The sequence below is a fragment of the Micromonospora sp. DT53 genome (assembly GCF_049841535.1).
GTDB lineage: Bacteria > Actinomycetota > Actinomycetes > Mycobacteriales > Micromonosporaceae > Micromonospora.
Window position 1 is genome coordinate 64,267 of the sequence record NZ_JBNCKM010000001.1, and the last position, 18,724, is coordinate 82,990.

General features: G+C 71.9%; 19 protein-coding genes. 12 read left to right on the forward strand and 7 right to left on the reverse strand.

Annotation, left to right across the window (positions count from 1 at the left end):
• Nucleotides 1-2: 2 nt before the first annotated feature.
• The 3 genes from ACLQ3B_RS00315 to ACLQ3B_RS00325 form a co-directional block, all read right to left on the reverse strand.
• Complete coding sequence (locus ACLQ3B_RS00315) at nucleotides 3-1,187, reverse strand: low temperature requirement protein A (protein WP_425776300.1); 1,185 nt, start codon at nucleotides 1,185-1,187, stop codon at nucleotides 3-5.
• Nucleotides 1,188-1,369: 182 nt separating this feature from the next.
• Nucleotides 1,370-2,272 (reverse strand): phytanoyl-CoA dioxygenase family protein, encoded by a 903-nt coding sequence (locus ACLQ3B_RS00320; protein WP_091409805.1) that lies wholly within the window; start codon nucleotides 2,270-2,272, stop codon nucleotides 1,370-1,372.
• 221 nt (nucleotides 2,273-2,493) lie between these two features.
• Nucleotides 2,494-3,354 (reverse strand): hypothetical protein, encoded by an 861-nt coding sequence (locus ACLQ3B_RS00325; protein WP_425776302.1) that lies wholly within the window; start codon nucleotides 3,352-3,354, stop codon nucleotides 2,494-2,496.
• A 320-nt stretch (nucleotides 3,355-3,674) separates the two neighbouring features.
• Between ACLQ3B_RS00325 and ACLQ3B_RS00330 the strand changes: the two genes are divergently transcribed.
• A complete protein-coding gene (locus ACLQ3B_RS00330) occupies nucleotides 3,675-4,439 on the forward strand; it encodes an SDR family NAD(P)-dependent oxidoreductase (protein ID WP_425776304.1) in 765 nt (254 codons plus the stop codon).
• Nucleotides 4,440-4,635: 196 nt separating this feature from the next.
• Here ACLQ3B_RS00330 and ACLQ3B_RS00335 read toward each other — a convergent pair whose 3' ends face one another.
• Nucleotides 4,636-5,424: an enoyl-CoA hydratase-related protein gene (locus ACLQ3B_RS00335; RefSeq protein ID WP_425776305.1), complete on the reverse strand. Its 789-nt coding sequence runs from the start codon at nucleotides 5,422-5,424 to the stop codon at nucleotides 4,636-4,638.
• 19 nt (nucleotides 5,425-5,443) lie between these two features.
• On the opposite strand from ACLQ3B_RS00335, the gene hemW reads away from it, so the two are divergent.
• Complete coding sequence (gene hemW / locus ACLQ3B_RS00340; RefSeq protein ID WP_425777984.1) at nucleotides 5,444-6,667, forward strand: radical SAM family heme chaperone HemW; 1,224 nt, start codon at nucleotides 5,444-5,446, stop codon at nucleotides 6,665-6,667.
• A 66-nt stretch (nucleotides 6,668-6,733) separates the two neighbouring features.
• Here the strand turns inward: hemW and ACLQ3B_RS00345 are convergent, their stop codons facing one another.
• On the reverse strand, nucleotides 6,734-7,375 hold the full coding sequence (locus ACLQ3B_RS00345; RefSeq protein WP_425776307.1) for a DUF4870 domain-containing protein: 642 nt from the start codon (nucleotides 7,373-7,375) through the stop codon (nucleotides 6,734-6,736).
• 224 nt (nucleotides 7,376-7,599) lie between these two features.
• Between ACLQ3B_RS00345 and hrcA the strand changes: the two genes are divergently transcribed.
• The 3 genes from hrcA to ACLQ3B_RS00360 all read left to right on the forward strand — a co-directional run bounded on the left by hrcA (nucleotide 7,600) and on the right by ACLQ3B_RS00360 (nucleotide 10,579).
• Nucleotides 7,600-8,622: a heat-inducible transcriptional repressor HrcA gene (hrcA, locus tag ACLQ3B_RS00350; protein ID WP_091409786.1), complete on the forward strand. Its 1,023-nt coding sequence runs from the start codon at nucleotides 7,600-7,602 to the stop codon at nucleotides 8,620-8,622.
• Nucleotides 8,623-8,697: 75 nt separating this feature from the next.
• Nucleotides 8,698-9,843, forward strand: a complete 1,146-nt coding sequence (gene dnaJ / locus ACLQ3B_RS00355; RefSeq protein WP_425777985.1) for a molecular chaperone DnaJ — start codon at nucleotides 8,698-8,700, stop codon at nucleotides 9,841-9,843.
• Nucleotide 9,844: 1 nt separating this feature from the next.
• The gene (locus ACLQ3B_RS00360) at nucleotides 9,845-10,579 is read left to right on the forward strand and encodes a 16S rRNA (uracil(1498)-N(3))-methyltransferase (RefSeq protein ID WP_425776308.1); all 735 of its coding nucleotides are present in this window, start codon (nucleotides 9,845-9,847) and stop codon (nucleotides 10,577-10,579) included.
• A gap of 239 nt (nucleotides 10,580-10,818) precedes the next feature.
• Here the strand turns inward: ACLQ3B_RS00360 and ACLQ3B_RS00365 are convergent, their stop codons facing one another.
• Complete coding sequence (locus ACLQ3B_RS00365; RefSeq protein ID WP_425776310.1) at nucleotides 10,819-11,580, reverse strand: SDR family NAD(P)-dependent oxidoreductase; 762 nt, start codon at nucleotides 11,578-11,580, stop codon at nucleotides 10,819-10,821.
• A gap of 97 nt (nucleotides 11,581-11,677) precedes the next feature.
• Between ACLQ3B_RS00365 and ACLQ3B_RS00370 the strand changes: the two genes are divergently transcribed.
• The 7 genes from ACLQ3B_RS00370 (at nucleotide 11,678) to era (ending at nucleotide 17,791) form a co-directional block, all read left to right on the forward strand.
• Complete coding sequence (locus tag ACLQ3B_RS00370) at nucleotides 11,678-12,037, forward strand: histidine triad nucleotide-binding protein (RefSeq protein ID WP_425776312.1); 360 nt, start codon at nucleotides 11,678-11,680, stop codon at nucleotides 12,035-12,037.
• A complete protein-coding gene (locus ACLQ3B_RS00375; protein WP_425776314.1) occupies nucleotides 12,034-13,431 on the forward strand; it encodes a serine hydrolase domain-containing protein in 1,398 nt (465 codons plus the stop codon). Before ACLQ3B_RS00370 ends, ACLQ3B_RS00375 begins: the two co-directional genes overlap by 4 nt.
• 131 nt (nucleotides 13,432-13,562) lie before the next feature.
• Nucleotides 13,563-14,621 carry a PhoH family protein gene (locus ACLQ3B_RS00380; RefSeq protein ID WP_238670385.1) on the forward strand — a complete coding sequence of 353 codons (1,059 nt, stop codon included), beginning with the start codon at nucleotides 13,563-13,565 and terminating at the stop codon, nucleotides 14,619-14,621.
• A 15-nt stretch (nucleotides 14,622-14,636) separates the two neighbouring features.
• Nucleotides 14,637-15,110, forward strand: coding sequence for an rRNA maturation RNase YbeY (ybeY, locus tag ACLQ3B_RS00385; protein ID WP_030491788.1), 474 nt, complete (start codon nucleotides 14,637-14,639; stop codon nucleotides 15,108-15,110).
• Nucleotides 15,086-16,510 carry a hemolysin family protein gene (locus ACLQ3B_RS00390; RefSeq protein WP_425777986.1) on the forward strand — a complete coding sequence of 475 codons (1,425 nt, stop codon included), beginning with the start codon at nucleotides 15,086-15,088 and terminating at the stop codon, nucleotides 16,508-16,510. The genes ybeY and ACLQ3B_RS00390 overlap by 25 nt, the downstream gene beginning before the upstream one ends.
• The gene (locus ACLQ3B_RS00395) at nucleotides 16,503-16,889 is read left to right on the forward strand and encodes a cytidine deaminase (protein WP_112619633.1); all 387 of its coding nucleotides are present in this window, start codon (nucleotides 16,503-16,505) and stop codon (nucleotides 16,887-16,889) included. Before ACLQ3B_RS00390 ends, ACLQ3B_RS00395 begins: the two co-directional genes overlap by 8 nt.
• A 5-nt stretch (nucleotides 16,890-16,894) precedes the next feature.
• Nucleotides 16,895-17,791: a GTPase Era gene (gene era / locus ACLQ3B_RS00400; protein WP_372492821.1), complete on the forward strand. Its 897-nt coding sequence runs from the start codon at nucleotides 16,895-16,897 to the stop codon at nucleotides 17,789-17,791.
• Nucleotides 17,792-17,871: 80 nt separating this feature from the next.
• Here era and ACLQ3B_RS00405 read toward each other — a convergent pair whose 3' ends face one another.
• Nucleotides 17,872-18,681, reverse strand: a complete 810-nt coding sequence (locus ACLQ3B_RS00405; protein ID WP_425776316.1) for a DUF4097 family beta strand repeat-containing protein — start codon at nucleotides 18,679-18,681, stop codon at nucleotides 17,872-17,874.
• Between the last annotated feature and the right edge of the window lie 43 nt (nucleotides 18,682-18,724).

Genomic DNA, 18,724 nt, shown 5'->3' on the forward strand with positions numbered 1-18,724 from the left:
CATCATGCTGGCGCGGCGGCCCCGACCCGGCGGCTGCGCGCGGCCAGCCCTTCCCCGACCAGGGTGATCAGCAGGACCAGGTTCGCCAACACCAGTGCGGTCAGGGGCGAGAGCAGGAGTGTGGCGGGTGCCATCAGGGCACACAACACCACGATCGCCAGCACCCGGGACCAGAGGATCCGACCGGTCACCACGGCATCGAACAGGATGCTGCCGAGCAGGAAGAGGATCGGTCCGCCGAGGGTGGCGACCATCAGCCCGACCGGGGCGTGGCCGGATGGCCGGTCGATGACCGTCGAGGTGCTGGCCGAAACCAACACCACCCCGGCGACCATGACCAGATGGCTGTACGAGGTGGAGGTGCCGGAGCGGACCCGTTCCACAGTTGCGACGGTCGGTGGCGCCAGGATCCGCTGGACCCGCTGGAAGTAGAGCTGGAACAGCAGGACCGCGCTGACGAACGCGACCGCGCCGGTGGCCACCGCGCCGGCGGTGAATCCGCTGCCGGCCAGCCCCGTGCCGGTGCTCAGGATCAACTCGCCGAGCGCGACGATGAAGATCGCCCGGTGCCGCTCGGAGAGGTGCACCCCGGTGAAGATCTGGCTGGTGAGCTCGGTACGCCCCAACCCCGGCGTCGGCCAGCCGATCCGGGCCGAGCCGAGGTCGACCGCCACCGCGAGCGACCAGAGCACCAGTCGAGCGGTCTCGTCCACGAACACACCGGCCACCCAGGGTGTCACGGTGACGCCGAACCAGAAGAACACCCGGATGCTCCTGGCCTGGATCGGCCGGTTCACTCGCGTGCCGGGGATCAGGACGGCGTCCCGGGCCAGGTGGATGCCGAAGTACGCCGCGACGAAGAGCCAGCCGTAACGGCCGAAGGCGTACGGCGTCGCGATCGCCATCAGCAGGGTGCCGAGCATGACCAGCAGGACGGTCGCCTGGATGATCGGCAGTCGGGGGTTGAACAGGTCGGTGAGCCACGCGGTCAGCACCCAGACCCACCAGGCGGCCAGCAGCAGGACGGCGGTCTGCGCGGCGCCCCGGACGGTGAGGTTCTCGGCCAGGCTGGCAGCGAGCCGGGAGAACATGAAGATGTAGACCAGGTCGAAGAAGAGTTCCAGGAAGGTCGGGTACTCCGGTTCGCCGCGGCGGCGGAGGATCCGGGGAAGCGGAGCGGACGTCACTGCGGCTGCCTCCTGTGCCACCCCGCGCCCTGGCTGGGGCGCTGCGCCCCGACCCCGCACACCCGCCACGCTACCGACCGTGCGGCGGCCGGTGGCCCGGAACGCGCTCGCCAGGGAGCGGACGTGAAACGGCCCCCTGCCATCGCCCAGCGGTGGCAGGGGGCCGTTCTACGAGCAGGGGATCAGCGGAGCCAGGGGATGTTGCGGTCGAGCAGACCGCGCTCCTTGAGCTCCTTGCGCAGCGGGATCTCGTCGTCGACGTACCCGTCCCAGTTGATGCCCCAGTAGTTGGCGGTGTGGGTGCCCTCACCGATCAGCTGGCGCTGGACGGGGGTGCGGTTGCGGTACCACTCGCCGTTCACGTCGGGGTGCAGCTCGTCCAGCGGACGGATCCACCGGTAGGTGTAGCCGACGAAGAGCATCTTGCGGGTGATGGTCGACAGGTTCGTCGACCGGGAGTGCCACTGCCGACGGTCGAAGATGAAGGCGTCGCCCGGGTTCGCGGTGATCTCCACCGTGCCCTCCGGGTCGGGGTTCTGCACGGTGAGGTCCGCCGGCCGGGGCAGCGAGTTCTTCAGGTGGCTGCCCGGGATGACCTTGGTGGCGCCGCGCCCCGTCTCGGAGAGGTCCGACAGCACGTAGGCGACCTTCAGCGAGAACATCGGCCGGGGCAGGTTCGGGTCCATCGTCTCCGGGTCGGAGTTCTGCCGGTACCCGTCCTGGTGCCAACCCCAGTACGGCTTCTCCGGCTCGGCGGCCGGCGGGGTGACGTCCAGGTGGTTGTGGTGGGTGTAGATGTTCCAGCCGGCCAGTCCCCACATGTACGGGAAGGCGATCGGGTGGGTCAGCAGCTCACCGAAGAGCTCGTCGCGCTCCAGGAAGCCCAGCAGGTGCAGGGTGCCGTCCTTCTTGGTGGTGCCCTTGGCCTGCTCCTCCGCGTAGACGCGGTCGACCGCCGCCTCCAGCGCCGCCCGGTGGTCCTCCGTCAGGACGTTGCGCAGCAGGAGGAAGCCCTGCTCGTGGAACTCCTTGCGGTCAGTGTCGCTGATCGGTTCGTAACCGGTCCGGTCGCCGTAATCGAACACCGCGTCGTACCCCTCCCCATGAGGTGAAACCTTTTCTGGCACAGGCCGCCGATCGTAACGCGGTCGTCCATGCCTCGGGGAGGGTGCGGTGCGGGATTTGGCCGCAGTGGGACCCCGTGCAGCGAGAGAAACGCACAGAGTGAGATCCGGGCGATCAATAGCGCGCTTTGGGGTGCGTTGACCGATTGTGCGGTGACTGCCGGTAAAGAGATCCGGGTCGGTCAACCCTCGTTGAACACCTCGGCCACGACCTGGCCGGCGGGGCTCTGCTGGCCATCCACCCGCCCCCATGAGCCGTCGCGGGCGGTCCACTCCAGGTCCCCGAAGCGGACCCGCTTCACGCCGTGGTCCTGGGCGTGCGACACCAGCCAGTGCGCGTAGCGCCAGCCGTCGCGTTGGTCGCCCGGAGTCACCGCCAACCCGGTCTGGTCGGTCGGGTCGGTGCCCTTCAACCCCCAGTCCAGCACCAGGTTGCGGGTCAGCTGCGCGGCCGCCGCCGCGCCGTGCATCGCCGGGGTACGCCCCACCGTGCAGGCGACCGCGCCGCTGGCGTCGCCCAGCAGGGCCCGGCTGAGCACCTCGGAGTCGTCGGCCCACTTCTGGTACGCCTCGGGGAACGCCGAGCGCTGCACGCGCTGGGCGGCATCGGTGACGCGCATCTTCTCCCAGCCGCGCACCTTCTTGAGGGCCGCGTAGAACCGGTTGGCCGCGTAGCGCGGGTCGCGGATCTGCGCCGGGGTGCCCCAGCCCTGGCTCGGTCGCTGCTGGAACAGGCCGACCGAGTCGCGGTCGCCGTCGGCGAGATTGCGCAGCCCGGACTCCTGGTACGCGGTGGAGAGCGCGACCACGACGGCCCGCTCGGGCATGCCGCGCTTCGCGCCGATCGCCGCGATGGTCGCCGCGTTGGCCATCTGGTCGGCGTCCAGCGCGACCCGCCCGTCGGCCTGCACGGTGCACTTCCGTGCCACAAGCGGCAACGTGAGGTTGTCGCCGACCTGCCGTACGACGAGCCAGATAGCGATCACGGCGACGAGGATGAGCACCACTCCACCCGCCACGGTTGCCCGAGTTCGCACCCACACCCCCAGATCGACAGTCTGCCAAGCGTACGTCCCCGCAGGGCGTCTCCGGGTCGTCCGAGCGGTTCGGGACCACCCTGGCCGACTCCGACCGGTTCGGGTCGGCTCCGCTGCCGCGTACCGGTTGGCGACGTTCCCGCTCCGGTCGTGATCTCACCTGCCGCCGCTTCCTGTCTCCCGGCCGGGGCAGGCCTGTCGTGAGCGTCACCGGGTAACCGGCAACGGGAAGCGATTGACCGGTCAAGGACTTAACCCTGTTGACATGTCAATCCGACCTGCCACCCACAGTCGGGCGGGTTGGTCACCGAACAAGGAGGAGTTCCATGGGAACGCTCGAAGGCAAGGTCGTGCTGATCACCGGCACCGGCGGTGGCCTGGGCCGCGTCGCGGCGCTGACCTTCGCACGCGAGGGCGCGAAGGTCGTCGGGGCCGACCTCCAGGTCGCCGGTAACGACGAGACCGTCGAACTCGTCCGCCGCGCCGGCGGGGAGATGACCGGCATCGCGCCGGTCGACCTCACCGACCCCGAGCAGGTGCACAAGCTCGTCGACGACGCTGCCGCCGCCTACGACGGGCTCGACGTGGTCTACAACAACGCGGCCGCGCTCCGCTTCGGCCCGATGCCCGACTTCTCCGTGCAGGACTGGCGCTACACCATCACCGGCGAACTCGACATTCCGTACTTCGTGTCGAAGTTCGCCTGGCCGCACCTGGTCCGGCGCGGTGGCGGTGTCATCATCAGCGCCGCCTCCATGGCCGGGATGATCGGCGGCCACGTCCCGCCGATGGTCGGTCACACCGCCGCGAACGCCGGCATCATCGGCATGACGCGACAGCTCGCGCTCGAAGGCGCGCCCCACGGGATCCGCGCGGTGGCGGTCAGCCCCGGGCCCACCCTCACCCCGGCCAGCGAACGCGACCTCGGTGACAACCAGGAGGCGCGGGACGCCATCACCGCCAAGACGCTCCTCAAGCGCTTCGCGCGCCCCGAGGAGGTCGTCGAGCTGGTGGTCTTCCTCGCGTCCGACCGGGCGTCGTACATCACCGGGGCGAACTACCCGGTCGACGGTGGCGCGACCGCCTGGTGACCCGGCAGGACACCGGGGCGCCGCCGAACGACGGCGGCGCCCAGCCCGCCCGGACTGGCCGGGGGCGACCCCCTCGTCTGCGTCCTTTGCTCTGCTTCACCGGACGCAACAGCGGGTGTCCGATATCCGGACAGTGGTCGTTGCGCCGGTTGAAGCAGAGCAAAGGACCGGCGAAGGGTAGGCCCCACCCGGATGCTCAGACGTCGAGAGCGGCCACCCATCGAGTCAGTCGCTTCTCCCGGAACGCGCTGACCCCCTCGCGCCCCTCGTCGGACAGGAAGTAACCGGTCGAGACGGCGGACAGCCGGACCAGATCACCGCGCAGCTCGGCGGCGCCCGGTCGGCGCAGCAGCTCCTTCGCGCCGGCCAGCGCCCCGGGCGCGCCGCGCACCAACGAGTCGCAGTAGCCCCGTACCGCCTCGTCCAGCCCGTCCGCCGGGACCGAGGCCGTGACCAGGCCGATCTCCGCGGCCCGGCGGCCGTCGAAGGTGTCCCCGGTCAGATACAGCTCGGCGGCGGCGCGGGGGTGCAACCGGGGAAGCACGGTCGCCGAGATCACCGCCGGGATCACCCCGATGCGTACCTCGGTGAACGCGAACGTCGCCTCGTCGGCACAGACCGCCAGGTCAGCGGCCGCGATCAGGCCCAGCCCACCGGCCCGCGCCGGCCCGCCGACCCGGGCCAGCACCGGCTTCGGGCACTCCCAGAGCGCCGCGAGCACGTCGCCCAGCACGCCGGCCGGCACCCTCCCGGTGGCGTACGCCGCCGCGGTCTCCTTCAGGTCCGCGCCCGAGCAGAAGACCGGGCCGGTGTGGTCGAGCACGATCACGCGGACCGCCTCGTCGGCGACCGCGTCCGCCAGCCCGGCCAGCAGCTGGGTCATCAGGCCGGTGGAGAGCGCGTTGCGGTTGTGCGGGCTGTCCAGGGTGAGGGTGGTCACCCCACGGGCCGTGGCGACCCGCACGAGGACGTCGGGAGAGGTCATGCCGGGCACACTAGTGGCCATGCCCGGCGTCCTTCCAGATGGTGAGACCGTCCCCGTCGACGGATCGTTGCCCGCCACCGCCACCTCGGCGGTCGGCGCGCGCGGCTTCGGCGTGTACGTGCACGTTCCGTTCTGCGCCAGCCGCTGCGGCTACTGCGACTTCAACACCTACACTGCCGCCGAGCTGGGCGGCGGCGCGAGCCGCGAGGCGTACGCCGACAGCGTCCTGGCCGAGCTGGCGCTCGCCGCCCGGGTGCTCGGCGACAACCCGCCACCCCGGGTCGACACCGTCTTCGTCGGCGGCGGCACGCCCACCCTGCTCCCCGCCGACGACCTGGCCCGCATCCTCGACGGCATCGACCGCACCTGGGGGCTGGCCGCCGACGCCGAGGTGACCACCGAGGCCAACCCCGAGTCGGTCACCCCGGAATCGTTGAAGCTGCTGCGGGCCGCCGGCTACACCCGGATCTCGCTGGGCATGCAGTCCGCCTCCCCGGGGGTGCTGGCGATCCTGGATCGCAAACACAGCGCCGGCCGGGCCACCGCCGCCGCCCTGGAGGCACGCGACGCCGGGTTCGAGCACGTCAACCTGGACCTGATCTACGGCACGCCGGGGGAGCGGGCCGAGGACTTCGCCGCCTCGCTGGAGCAGGTCGTCGCCGCCGGGGTGGACCACGTCAGCGCGTACGCCCTGATCGTCGAGGACGGCACCCGGCTCGCGGCCCGGATGCGGCGCGGCGAGCTGGCGTACCCCAGTGACGACGTGGCCGCGGACCGCTACCTGGCCGCGGAGGCCGCGCTCGACGCGGCCGGGCTCTCCTGGTACGAGGTCTCCAACTGGGCCAGTACCGAGGAGGCCCGCTGCCGGCACAACCTGCTCTACTGGACCGGCGCGGACTGGTGGGGGCTGGGGCCGGGGGCGCACAGCCACGTCGGCGGGGTGCGCTGGTGGAACGTGAAACACCCCTCGGCGTACGCCCAGCGGTTGGCCGCCGGCGCGTCTCCCGGCCTGGCCCGGGAGGTGCTCACGGTCGACGAGGCGCACATGGAGGACGTGATGCTCCGGCTGCGGCTGGCCAGTGGCCTCCCACTGGCGGTGCTCGACGCCACCGGCCGGGCCGGCGCCGAACGGGCGTTGGCCGGCGGGCTGCTGGCCGCCGACGAGTACGCCGCCGGTCGGGCGGTGCTCACCCTGCGTGGGCGGTTGCTCGCCGACGCGGTCGTCCGCGACCTGCTGCCCTGAGTGGCCCGCCGCTTCGGGAGCGGGGCAGCGGTGTTCCAGACCGGCCGGGGGAGCGGCCGGCCCGGTTCACTTGATGAAGTTGGCAGTCATCGGGTAGCGGTACGGGGTGCCCTCGTTGGCCTTGATGCCGGCGATGATCCCGAACAGGATCTGGATCACCAGGACGGCGATGCTGGGCAGGAAGAGCAGGCACCAGCTCACGAAGAGCAGCACGAACGCGATGATCGACCAGAGGATCTGGAAGTTCAGGGCGGCGAGGGCGTGCGCCCGGACGGTCGGCGACTGCTGGCCGCGGGCCAGGTAGGCGATGAGCGGGGCGACGAAGCCCAGCGGACCAAAGCTGACAAGCGCGCCGAGGGCGCCGCCGAAGTGCGCGACAAGCGCCCAGGTCTTGTCCTCGTTGTTGGCGTAGCCACCACCGGGGCCGCCGTAGGCCCCACCGGCCGGGTAGCCGCCTGGGGGGTAGCCGCCGGGCGGAGGGTAGCCGCCGGCCGGGGGGTAGCCGCCTGCCGGAGGGTAGCCGCCTGACGGCGGTTGGTCACCGGGGGGCGGCGGATAGCCACCGGCCGGGGGATAGCCGGCCGGACCGGGTGCCCCGGACAGTGGTGCGGTGGGCGGCTCGGCCGACGGGGACGGGCCTGGGGAGGTTGGCTCCGGCGGGTAGTTGCCGGGGTCGCCCGACCCGGGAGGGCGAGGAGGTTCAGTCATGGATGTCACGGTAAGGGCCGATGGCAACGCCGCACCAGAGCGACACCGCCCCGCCGTACCGGCCGATCGGCCCGACGGGGTGGCGTGGGCCGCACCGACGGGTGGCCGTTGATCATCGCGTCGGCGGGCCTGCCGACGTAGACTGGCACTCGTTACAGTCGAGTGCCAGGGCAGCCCGGCGGCCCACAACGCTGGCGGCAGACGTGCGACAGGAGGTGCGGAGGATGGGTCTCGACGACCGGAAACTCGCCGTGCTCCGCGCCATCGTCGAAGACTACGTCTCCACCCAGGAGCCGGTCGGCAGCAAGGCGCTTGTCGAGCGGCACCAGCTCGGGGTCTCCCCGGCCACGGTCCGCAACGACATGGCCGTGCTGGAGGAGGAGGGCTACATCCGGCAGCCGCACACAAGTGCCGGCCGGGTGCCCACCGACCGCGGCTACCGCCTCTTCGTCGACAGGTTGTCCCGGGTCAAGCCGCTCAGCCCGGCCGAGCGCCGGGCCATCGAACGCTTCCTGGTCGGCGCGGTCGACCTCGACGACGTGGTGCACCGCACGGTGCGGCTGCTCGCCCAGCTGACCCGGCAGGTCGCCGTCGTGCAGTACCCGAGCCTGGCCCGCTCCTCGGTGCGTCACCTGGAGCTGGTGCCGATCTCCACCACCCGGCTGATGCTCGTCATGATCGCGGACACCGGGCGGGTGGAACAGCGGCTCGTGGAGCTGCCCGGGCCGGTGCCCGCGGACGACGTCACCGACCTGCGCCGACTGATCAACGAGAAGCTCGCCAACGCCCGGCTGTCCGAGACGCCACCCCTGGTGCAGGCGCTTGTCGAGGAAGCCCCGACCGGGCTGCGCCCGACCATGACCACGCTCGCCACCGTCCTGCTGGAGACACTTGTCGAGCGGCACGAGGAACGGATCGCGCTCGCCGGCACCGCCAACCTCACCCGGGGTGGCCTGCTCGACTTCCAGGGTTCCCTGCGGCCGATCCTGGAGGCCCTGGAGGAGGAGGTCGTGCTGCTCAAGCTCATCGGTGAGACCGAGCCGAGCACGACCCGGGTGTTGATCGGCGACGAGAACGAGTTCGACAACCTGCGCGCCGCCTCGGTGGTCAGCACCGGGTACGGCCCGGGCACCACGATCGTTGGCGGCCTGGGGGTGCTGGGGCCCACCCGGATGGACTACCCCGGCAACATCGCCACGGTGCGCGCCGTGGCACGCTACGTGGGCGAGTTGCTGGCCCAGAACTGATTGGTCAGGGCCGATGCGGCCGGCTGCGGCCGCCGACCGGCGCAACGCGAGACGAACATGAGGACACGGAACGCAGTGGCCAGGGACTACTACGGCATTCTCGGTGTGAGCCGGGAAGCCTCCGATGACGAGATCAAGCGCGCCTACCGCAAGCTGGCGCGCCAGTTCCACCCGGACGTCAATCCGGACCCGGAGGCTCAGGAGAAGTTCAAGGACATCAACGCCGCGTACGAGGTCCTCTCGGACGACCGGAAGCGGCAGATCGTCGACCTGGGTGGCGACCCGCTAGCCCCCGGTGGCGGCGGCGCCGGAGGTCCGGGCGGTCCCGGAGGCGCCGGCCCGTTCGTCGGTTTCCAGGACATCATGGACGCGTTCTTCGGCGGCGCGGGAGGTGGCGCCCGTGGCCCACGGCCGCGTACCCGCCCGGGCGCCGACGCGATCCTGCGACTCGAACTCGACCTGCACGAAACTGCGTTCGGCGTCGAGGCCCCGATCACCGTGGACACCGCGGTGCTCTGCACCACCTGCTCGGGCGCCGGCACGGCTGCCGGCACGCACCTGGCGACCTGCGAGGCGTGCGGCGGTCGGGGCGAGGTGCAGTCGGTGCAGCGCACCTTCCTCGGCCAGGTGGTCTCCGCCCGGCCGTGCACCGTGTGCCAGGGCTACGGCACCACCATCCCGCACCCCTGCCCCACCTGCGCCGGCGACGGTCGCGTGCGTACCCGCCGCTCGCTGACCGTCAAGATCCCGGCCGGCGTCGAGGACGGCATGCGGATCCGGCTTGCCCAGCAGGGCGAGGTGGGCCCCGGTGGCGGCACCGCCGGTGACCTCTACGTGGAGATCCACGAGCGCCCGCACGATGTGTACTCCCGCAAGGGCGACGACCTGCACTGCCGGGTCACCGTGCCGATGACGGCGGCGGCGCTGGGCACCCGGCTGACCATCAAGACGCTGGACAGCGAGGAGACCGTCGACGTCAAGGCCGGCACCCAGCCGGCCAGCACGCTGCGACTGCGCGCCCGGGGCGTGCCGCACCTGCGCGGCACCGGCCGAGGCGACCTCTACGTGCACCTGGACGTGCGGACGCCGACCAAGCTCGACCCGGACCAGGAAAAGATGCTGCGCGACTTCGCCAAGACCCGTGGTGAGGAGGTCGCCGAGTTGTCCAAGCAGGGCGGCTTCTTCTCCCGGATGCGCGACGCGTTCAACGGGCACCCCTGAGGTGTCCGCACCGCTGTTCCTGGTCGAGGCGCTGCCCACCGGCGACACGCTGACCCTGGACGGCCCGGAGGGGCACCACGCCGCCACCGTCCAGCGGCTGCGCGTCGGCGAGGAGCTGCTGCTCGCCGACGGGCGGGGCGGCACGGCCGCCGCCGTGGTCACTGCCGTCGGCCGAGGCAGCCTGGAGGTCACCATCACCTCCCGGGGGTACGCGGACGCGCCGGTCCCCCGGATCGCGGTGGTGCAGGGCATCGCCAAGGGCGACCGGGGTGAGCTGGCCGTGCAGGCCATGACCGAGGTCGGGGTGGACGAGATCGTGCCCTGGGCGGCCTCGCGCTCGGTGGCCCAGTGGCGCGGCGACCGGGGCGTACGCGCCCGGGAGAAGTGGGTGGCCACCGCCCGGGAGGCGGCCAAGCAGGCCCGCCGGCCGTGGCTGCCGGTGGTGGCCGGTGCGCCGGACGAGTCAACCGCCACGGTGGCCCGCCGGATCGCCGGTGCCGCCGCCAGCTTCGTGCTGCACGAGGAGGCCGAGGAACGGCTCACCACCGCCGAGCTGCCCTCCACAGGTGAGATCGTCCTGGTGGTCGGCCCGGAGGGTGGCATCGCCCCGGCCGAACTGACCGCCTTCGCCGAGGCCGGCGGGCGACCCGTACGCCTCGGGCCGGCCGTGCTGCGCACCTCCACCGCCGGGGTGGCGGCCCTCAGTGTGCTCGCCACCCGCCTCGGCCGCTGGTAGCCCGCTGAGCGCTTGCCGTCGACGGCCGTGCCCGGCCCGTCGAGGGCCGTGCGCGACGGCCGTGCCCGGTCCTCCGACCGCCTTACGCCACGGCCGTGCCCGGCCCGAGCGCCTTGTGCGCGTCCTTTGCTCTGCTTCAACCGGCGCAACGCTTGTAGGCCGTAGGTGTTGCGTGCGTTGAAGCAGAGCAAAGGACGTGAAGCGTGGCTTGGTGGGCCCGGTGGCGGCCGGGTGGGTGGTCAGCTGCGCAGGTAGGAGGCGCCGTTCAGGTCGACGATCGTGCCGGAGGCCCACTCGGCCTGTGGTGAGGCCAGCCAGTGCACGGCGGCGGCGATCTCCTCCGGTCGGCCCACCCGGTCGAACGGGCTCTGCGCCCGGATGGCCGCGCCCCGCTCCCCGCGCAGGTGCTCGGTGGTCATGTCGGTCGCCACGAAGCCCGGCGCGACGGTGGCGACCGTGATGCCGTACGGCGCGAGCGCCACGGCGAGGGACTGGCCCAGCGCGTTCAGCCCCGCCTTGCTGGCGCCGTACGCCGGCTGGTCCGGCTCACCGCGGAACGCGCCACGGGACGAGACGTTGACGATCCGCCCGCCGCGCTCACGCATGTGTTGGGCGGCGCACCAGGTGACGTTGCCGGCGCCGGTCAGGTTGGTCTCCAGCACCTGCCGCCAGCGTTGCTGCCACTGCTCGTAGGAGGTGCCGAAGATCGGGTGCGGGTCGTCGCGGTCGCCGTACGTCCCGGCGTTGTTGACAAGCACGTCCAGCCCGCCGAGCAGCTCGGCCGCCCGGTCGACCATCACCCGGACCGCGTCCGGATCGGTGAGGTCGGCGCGGACCACCACGTGTCCGGCGCCGGGCAGCTGCGCGCGCAGTTCCTCGGCCGCGTCGGCGGAGTCGCGGTGGTGGATCGCCACCCGGTCACCGCCGGCCGCGAACGCCTTCACCACCGCGCGGCCGATTCCCCGCGAGGCCCCGGTCACGAGTACCGCCCGATCCGTCATGCCGGCCATCCTGCCTCAGCCCACCTTCGCTGCGAACGGGCCGGTGGCGCATGCGGCGCCGAAGCGCCCCCGGGCCGTTAGTCCTTACACTGCCCCGATGGGATCCGACTGCCTGTTCTGCCGCATCGTCGCCGGGGAGATCCCGGCCACCGTGGTCCGGGAGACCGACACCACGCTCGCCTTCCGCGACATCGACCCGAAGGCGCCGGTGCACGTCCTGGTCATTCCGAAGGAGCACTACGCCGACGTCGCGACGCTCGCCCAGGGTGACCCGGCGCTGGCCGCCGACGTGCTGGCGACGTCCGCCGCCGCGGCCGAGGACGAGGGCCTGCTCGGCGACGGTTTCCGGCTGATGTTCAACACCGGCGTGTACGGCGGGCAGGAGGTCTTCCACGTGCACGCGCACCTGCTCGGTGGTGCGCCGCTCGGCCCGATGCTCGCCCGGAACCTCGCGTGACCCCAGGCGCGGCGCCCGGCGCTCGGGCGGATGAGCAGCTGGGCCGGTTGGTCCGGCGGGTGCAGGCCGAAGCCCGGGTGCCGGCGGTGTCGGTGGCGCTGCACCGGGCCGACCGACCGCTCTGGAGCTGCGTCGTCGGTGCGACCGGCACCGACAGCCCACTGGGGGCCGGCACCCAGTTCCGGATCGGTTCGGTCACCAAGACGTTCACCGCGGTGCTGGCCCTGCAGTGCCGCGACGACGGGCTGCTGGACCTGGACGACCCGGTGGGCCGGCACCTGGACCTCCCGGCGCACGGCGAGCTGACCGTACGCCGGTTGTTGTCGCACACCGGTGGCCTGCAACGCGAGCCGTTCGGCGACGTCTGGGACAGCCTGCGCGCGCCGGACGACGACCAACTGATCGCCGAGCTGGACCGGGCCGAGCGGGTGCTGCCGACCGGCCGTCGGTTCCACTACTCCAACCTGGGCCTGGCCGTGCTCGGCCAACTCGTCGCCCGGCTCCGGGGCGGGAGCTGGGCGCAGGCGCTCACCGAGCGGATCCTGACGCCGCTGGGCCTGACCGACACGACAGTGACCCCACGGCCGACGGCGGCCACCGGCTTCCTGGTCGACGCGTACTCCGACGAGGCGCACCCGGAACCGCCGACCGACTTCGGCGCGGTCGGGCCGGCCGCCCAGCTCTGGAGCACCGCGACCGACATGGCCCGCTGGGCGGCGTTCCTGGCCGACCCGGCGGCGCTGGACCCGGCCGGCGCGGTCCTCGCCCCGGCCACCCTGGACGAGATGCGCTGGCCGCTGACCACCACCGACGAGACGCTCTGGGGCGCGGGCTTCGGGCTCGGGCTGATCCTCGTCCCGCAGGGGGAGCGGGTGATGCACGTGGGGCACGACGGCGCGATGCCCGGGTTCCTCGCCGGGGTGTACGGCCGCCGCGGCGGTGACGGCACGGCCGGCGCGATGGGCGCGGCGGTTCTCGGCTCGTCCGGCACGGCGACCGAACTGTTCGATCTACCGCACCGGCTGCTCGCCGCGGCGGTCGAGCACGATCCGGCCGAGATCGAGCCCTGGCGACCCGGCGCACCCGCGCCGGCGGCCCTGCGGGGTGCGCTCGGCCGCTGGTGGGGCGAGGGCTCCGAGTACGTCTTCTCCTGGCACGACGGCGCCCTGCGGGCGCGCGGGGTCGGTGACCCGGCCGGACGTCCGCCGGCGATCTTCACCCCGCTGCCGGACCGGCCGGACGTGTTCCGGGTGGTCTCCGGTCGGGAGGTCGGTGAGCTGCTGCGGCTGACCCGGGACGAGGCCGGCGTGGTGGTCCGGATGCACTGGGCGACGTACCGGTTCACCCGCCACCAGGAGACCTTCGACAGGTACGACTTCAGGGCCGGGAGTTGATCGCGGCCAGCGGAAATGGGCGCGATGCGGCAGGCGTTGAACCGATACGATGGGTGTAACGTCCGCACGCCAGGCCACCAGGCCGGCGCCGAGATCGAGAGTAGGTGGCGCAGGGCCCTTCGGCCCAACCTATGACCGGCACCCCACCTCCCGGCCCGCCCCGGGTGCAGACCAGGATCACCGTGCCCGACCCGAAGATCATGGTCAATCTGCTCGGCGCAGGCGACGAGATACTCCGACTCGTCGAACGCTCGGTCACCAGTGACGTGCACGTTCGCGGCAATGAGATCACCATCACCGGTGACCCCGCGGACAACGCCCTCGCCGAGCGGGTCTTCAGCGAACTCCTCGAACTCATCGAGAAAGGCGAGACCCTGACCACTGACGCCGTCCGGCGTACCGTCGGCATGCTCGAGCAGGGCAGCGCCGAGCGGCCCGCCGAGGTCCTGACACTCAACATCCTCTCCCGGCGTGGGCGCACCATCCGCCCCAAGACGCTCGGGCAGAAGAAGTACGTCGACGCGATCGACACCCACACCATCGTCTTCGGCATCGGCCCGGCCGGCACCGGAAAGACCTACCTGGCCATGGCGAAGGCCGTCCAGGCGTTGCAGGCCAAGCAGGTCAACCGGATCATCCTCACCCGGCCGGCGGTCGAGGCGGGCGAGCGCCTGGGCTTCCTGCCCGGCACGCTCAACGAGAAGATCGACCCGTACCTGCGCCCGCTCTACGACGCGCTGCACGACATGCTCGACCCGGAGACCATCCCGAAGCTGATGGCCGCCGGCACTATCGAGGTCGCCCCCCTCGCCTACATGCGGGGTCGGACGCTCAACGACGCGTTCATCATCCTGGACGAGGCGCAGAACACGACGCCCGAGCAGATGAAGATGTTCCTCACCCGACTCGGCTTCAACTCCAAGATCGTCGTGACCGGTGACATCACCCAGGTGGACCTTCCCGGCGGGACGAGCAGCGGCCTGCGGGTGGTTCGGGAGATCCTGGAAAACGTCGACGACGTGCACTTCTCCCAGTTGTCCAGCTCCGACGTGGTCCGCCACCAGCTGGTCGGGGAGATCGTCGACGCGTACGCCCGCTGGGACGCCGAGCGGGAGAACCAGCAGGCGCAGGGCGTTCACGCCGTGCCTGGGCGACCCGCCCAGGGCGGCCGGGCCGGCCGCCGCCGCTAAAGCAGAGGAAAGCAGTTGTCCATCGAGATCGCCAACGAGTCCGGTGTCGACGTCGACACCGACGCCGTGCTCGCCGTCGCCCGGCACGCCCTCGACGAGATGGGGGTCAACCCCCTCGCCGAGCTGTCCGTGTTGCTGGTCGACATCGACTACATGACCGAGCTGAACCACCGCTGGATGGGTGGCGACGGCCCGACCGACGTGCTCGCCTTCCCCATGGACGAGGGCAGCGTCGACCACGGCCCGGGTGAGTCCGCACCGGCCGGCGGCGAGCCCGCCCTGCTCGGCGACATCGTGCTCTGCCCGGAGGTGGCGGCCAAGCAGGCGGCGACCGCCGGGCACGCGCCGGCCGACGAGCTGCACCTGCTCACCGTGCACGGGGTGTTGCACCTGCTCGGTTACGACCACGCCGAGCCGGAGGAGGAGCGGGAGATGTTCGCACTCCAGGCCCGTCTCCTGGCGAGCTGGCGGTCGACCCGCACCCAGTGATGTCCACACCTCCGTTACTCGCGGCCGGCGCCACCGCCGGCCTTCCCGACTTCCAGCTGATCGTCTTCGCGGCCGGTCTGGTGGTGCTGGCCGGCCTGATCGCGATGACCGAGGCGGCCCTCGCCGCGGTCTCACCGGCCCGGGCCGCCGAGCTCGCCCGCGACGGCGTGCGCGGCGCCCGCACCCTCCAGGTCGTCGCCGGTGACGTCGTCCGGCACCTCAACCTCCTCCTGCTGTTGCGGCTGCTCGCCGAGCTGACCGCCACCACGCTTGTGGCGCTCGTGGCGGTGGACAGCTTCGGCGCCGGCTGGCGGGCCGCGCTGGTGACCGCCGGCGCGATGACAGTGGTCAGCTTCGTGGTGGTGGGCGTCGCCCCGCGCACCATCGGCCGGCAGCACGCCTACGCCGTGGGTCGTGCGGTGGCGCCGCTGGTCCGCTGGCTGGGCCGGGCGCTCAACCCGCTCGCGTCGTTGCTGATCTTGATCGGCAACGCGGTCACCCCGGGGCGCGGCTTCCGGGAAGGCCCGTTCGCCACCCAGGTCGAGCTACGGGAGCTGGTCGACCTGGCCGAGCAGCGCGGCGTGGTCGAGCACGGCGAACGCCAGATGATCCACTCTGTCTTCGCGCTGGGCGACACCATCGCCCGTGAGGTGATGGTGCCGCGTACGGAGATGGTGTGGATCGAGGAGGGCAAGACGCTCGCGCAGGCGTTGGCGCTCTTCCTCCGGTCCGGTTTCTCCCGCATCCCGGTGATCGGCGAGAGCGTCGACGACGTGCTGGGGGTGCTCTACCTCAAGGACCTGATCCGGCGCTCCCGTGGCGGGGACCCGAGGGCCGAGCAGTTGCCGGTGGCCGAGCTGATGCGCCCGGCGACCTTCGTACCGGAGTCCAAGCCGGTCGACGACCTGCTGTCCGAGATGCAGGCGGCCCGCAACCACCTGGTCATCGTGGTCGACGAGTACGGCGGCACCGGCGGTCTGGTCACCATCGAGGACATCCTGGAGGAGATCGTCGGCGAGATCACCGACGAGTACGATGTCGAGCGCCCGCCGGTCGAACGTCTGGCGGACTCCTCGGTGCGGGTGACCGCTCGCCTGCCGGTGGAGAATCTGGGCGAGATGTTCGACACCGACCTGCCCGCCGACGAGGTGGAGACGGTCGGCGGCCTGCTCGCCCAGTCGCTGGGGCGGGTGCCGATCCCGGGCGCCGAGGCCGAGGTCGCCGGTCTCCGCCTGGTCGCCGAGGGCACCACCGGCCGGCGCAACCGGATCGACACCGTCCTGGTCAGCCGGGTGGAGCCGGGCCGTGAGCAGGACACCGCGGGGCGCGGCGACCACGCCGGCCCCGGGGACGACACGGACAACTATCGAGACGACGAGAGGCAACCCGCCGATGCCTGACACACCCGCCGCGCCTGCCGCCCGGCCCACCCCCACCGCGTCGGGCGCGCTGAGCGCCGAGGACGGCAAGCTCGTCGTCCTGGCCCGGGGAGCCCGCGCGCGGGTCGGCGCCGTGGAGGGCGCCGCGGTCCGTGACCAGGACGGCCGGACGTACGCGGCGGCCAGTGTCGCGCTGCCGTCGCTGACGCTCACCGCGTTGCAGTTGGCGGTCGCTTCGGCCGTGGCGGCCGGCGCGAGTCGGCTGGAGGCCGCGGTGGTGGTGACCGAGGCGTCGACGCTGGACGGTGCCGGGCACGCGGCGGTACGGGACCTCGCGGCGGACGCGCCGGTCCACGTGGCCGCCCCCGACGGCACGGTCCTCGGCACGGTGACCCAGTGAGCCCGGTGCAGGATCCGGAGGCACGACCGTACCGGGCCGGGTTCGGCTGCTTCGTCGGTCGTCCCAACGCCGGCAAGTCGACGCTTACCAACGCCATCGTCGGCACCAAGATCGCGATCACCTCGAACAAGCCGCAGACCACCCGGCACGTCATCCGGGCGGTGCTGCACCGACCGGAGTCGCAGCTGGTCCTCGTCGACACGCCGGGCCTGCACCGCCCCCGTACGCTGCTCGGCGAACGTCTCAACGACCTGGTCCGGTCCACCTGGACCGAGGTCGACGTGATCGGGTTGTGCATCCCGGCCGACGAGCCGGTGGGGCGCGGTGACCGGTTCATCACCGGCGAGCTGGCCGAGTTGAAGGCGACAGTGCTGGCGGTGGTCACCAAGACCGACCTGGTCGACAAGCGCCGCCTGGCGGAGCAACTGCTCGCGGTCAGCAAGATGGGGGAGTTCGCCGAGATCGTGCCGGTGAGCGCCGTGTCCGGGCACCAGGTGGACACGCTCGTCGACGTGATGACCAAGTACCTGCCGCCGTCGCCGCAGCTCTACCCGGACGACATGCTCACCGACGACCCCGAGCAGGTGCTGGTCGCCGAGCTGATCCGGGAGGCCGCCCTGGAGGGGGTTCGCGACGAGCTGCCGCACTCCATCGCCGTGGTGGTCGAGGAGATGATCCCCGAGGGTCAGGTCATGAAGATCTACGCCGACCTGTACGTGGAGCGGCCCAGCCAGAAAGCGATCGTGCTCGGGCACAAGGCAAGTCGGCTCAAGGAGGTCGGCACCCAGGCCCGCAAGCAGATCGAGGAACTGCTCGGCGGCCGGGTCTACCTCGACCTGCACGTTCGGGTCGCGAAGGATTGGCAGCGCGACCCGAGGCAACTGCGCAAGCTGGGCTTCTGACCCACCTCATCCACCGCTGCCCGACCGGCGGCACGATCGCCCTCGGTCAGGCAGCGGTGGATGACCAGCAAGCGTCGAGATCAACGCTCGCTGATCGTGAGGTTGCCGCTGTCGGCCGAACCATCGAGCACCAGGGACGCCGCCGGGTTGTCGGCGACGCTGACGGTCTTGTCACCCGAGTCGGCGCTGGACCGGACCCGGTAGCTGCCCGCCGGCACCACAAGCGTCACGTCGCCGCTGGAGGCGTGGACCCGGGCCGAGGCGGGCTTGTCCAACTCCACGTTGACATTGCCCGAACTGGCCTCGGCGTCGACCGTGCCGCCCAGCCGGCGTGCGGAGATGTCTCCGGACGAGGCGCGCAGCCGTACCGCCGCGGCGGCCTCGCTCACCTCGATGTTGCCGGAGCGAGCCTCCACCCCGACCGCGCCCGACGCACCAGAGATCCGCACGTCACCCGAACTCACCTGCAGCTCCACCGTGCCGACCCGGCTCAGCTCGACGTTGCCGGAGCTGGTCTCGCCCTGCACCGCCACACCCTCCGGCACCGTCACCTCGTAGGAGATGCTGCACCGCGAGCCACAGTCGGTGTCCAGCACCAGCTCGCTGCCCTTGATCTCGTAGCGGGTGTTGTCCGGTTCGCCGCCCTGGTAGCGCACCACCCGCTTGATCCGTACCTCGGACGCCGGGCCGGTGCCACGGACGACCAGGTCGCCGGAGCCCCCGGAAACCCGGACCGTGGTGATCCGGACCGCCTCGGTGTTGTCGTAGTCGAGCCGACGGAACGACAGGTTGTCGCACCCGGCGAGCACGATGAGGGTGGTGGTGAGCCCTAGCGCGACGGGAGCGACGACGCGACGGCGGCGCGGGGTGGTGGTCAGGTGCAGTGCCATGACCAGCACGCTACGGCCGAGCACGAGTCAGCCGCATCGGGGT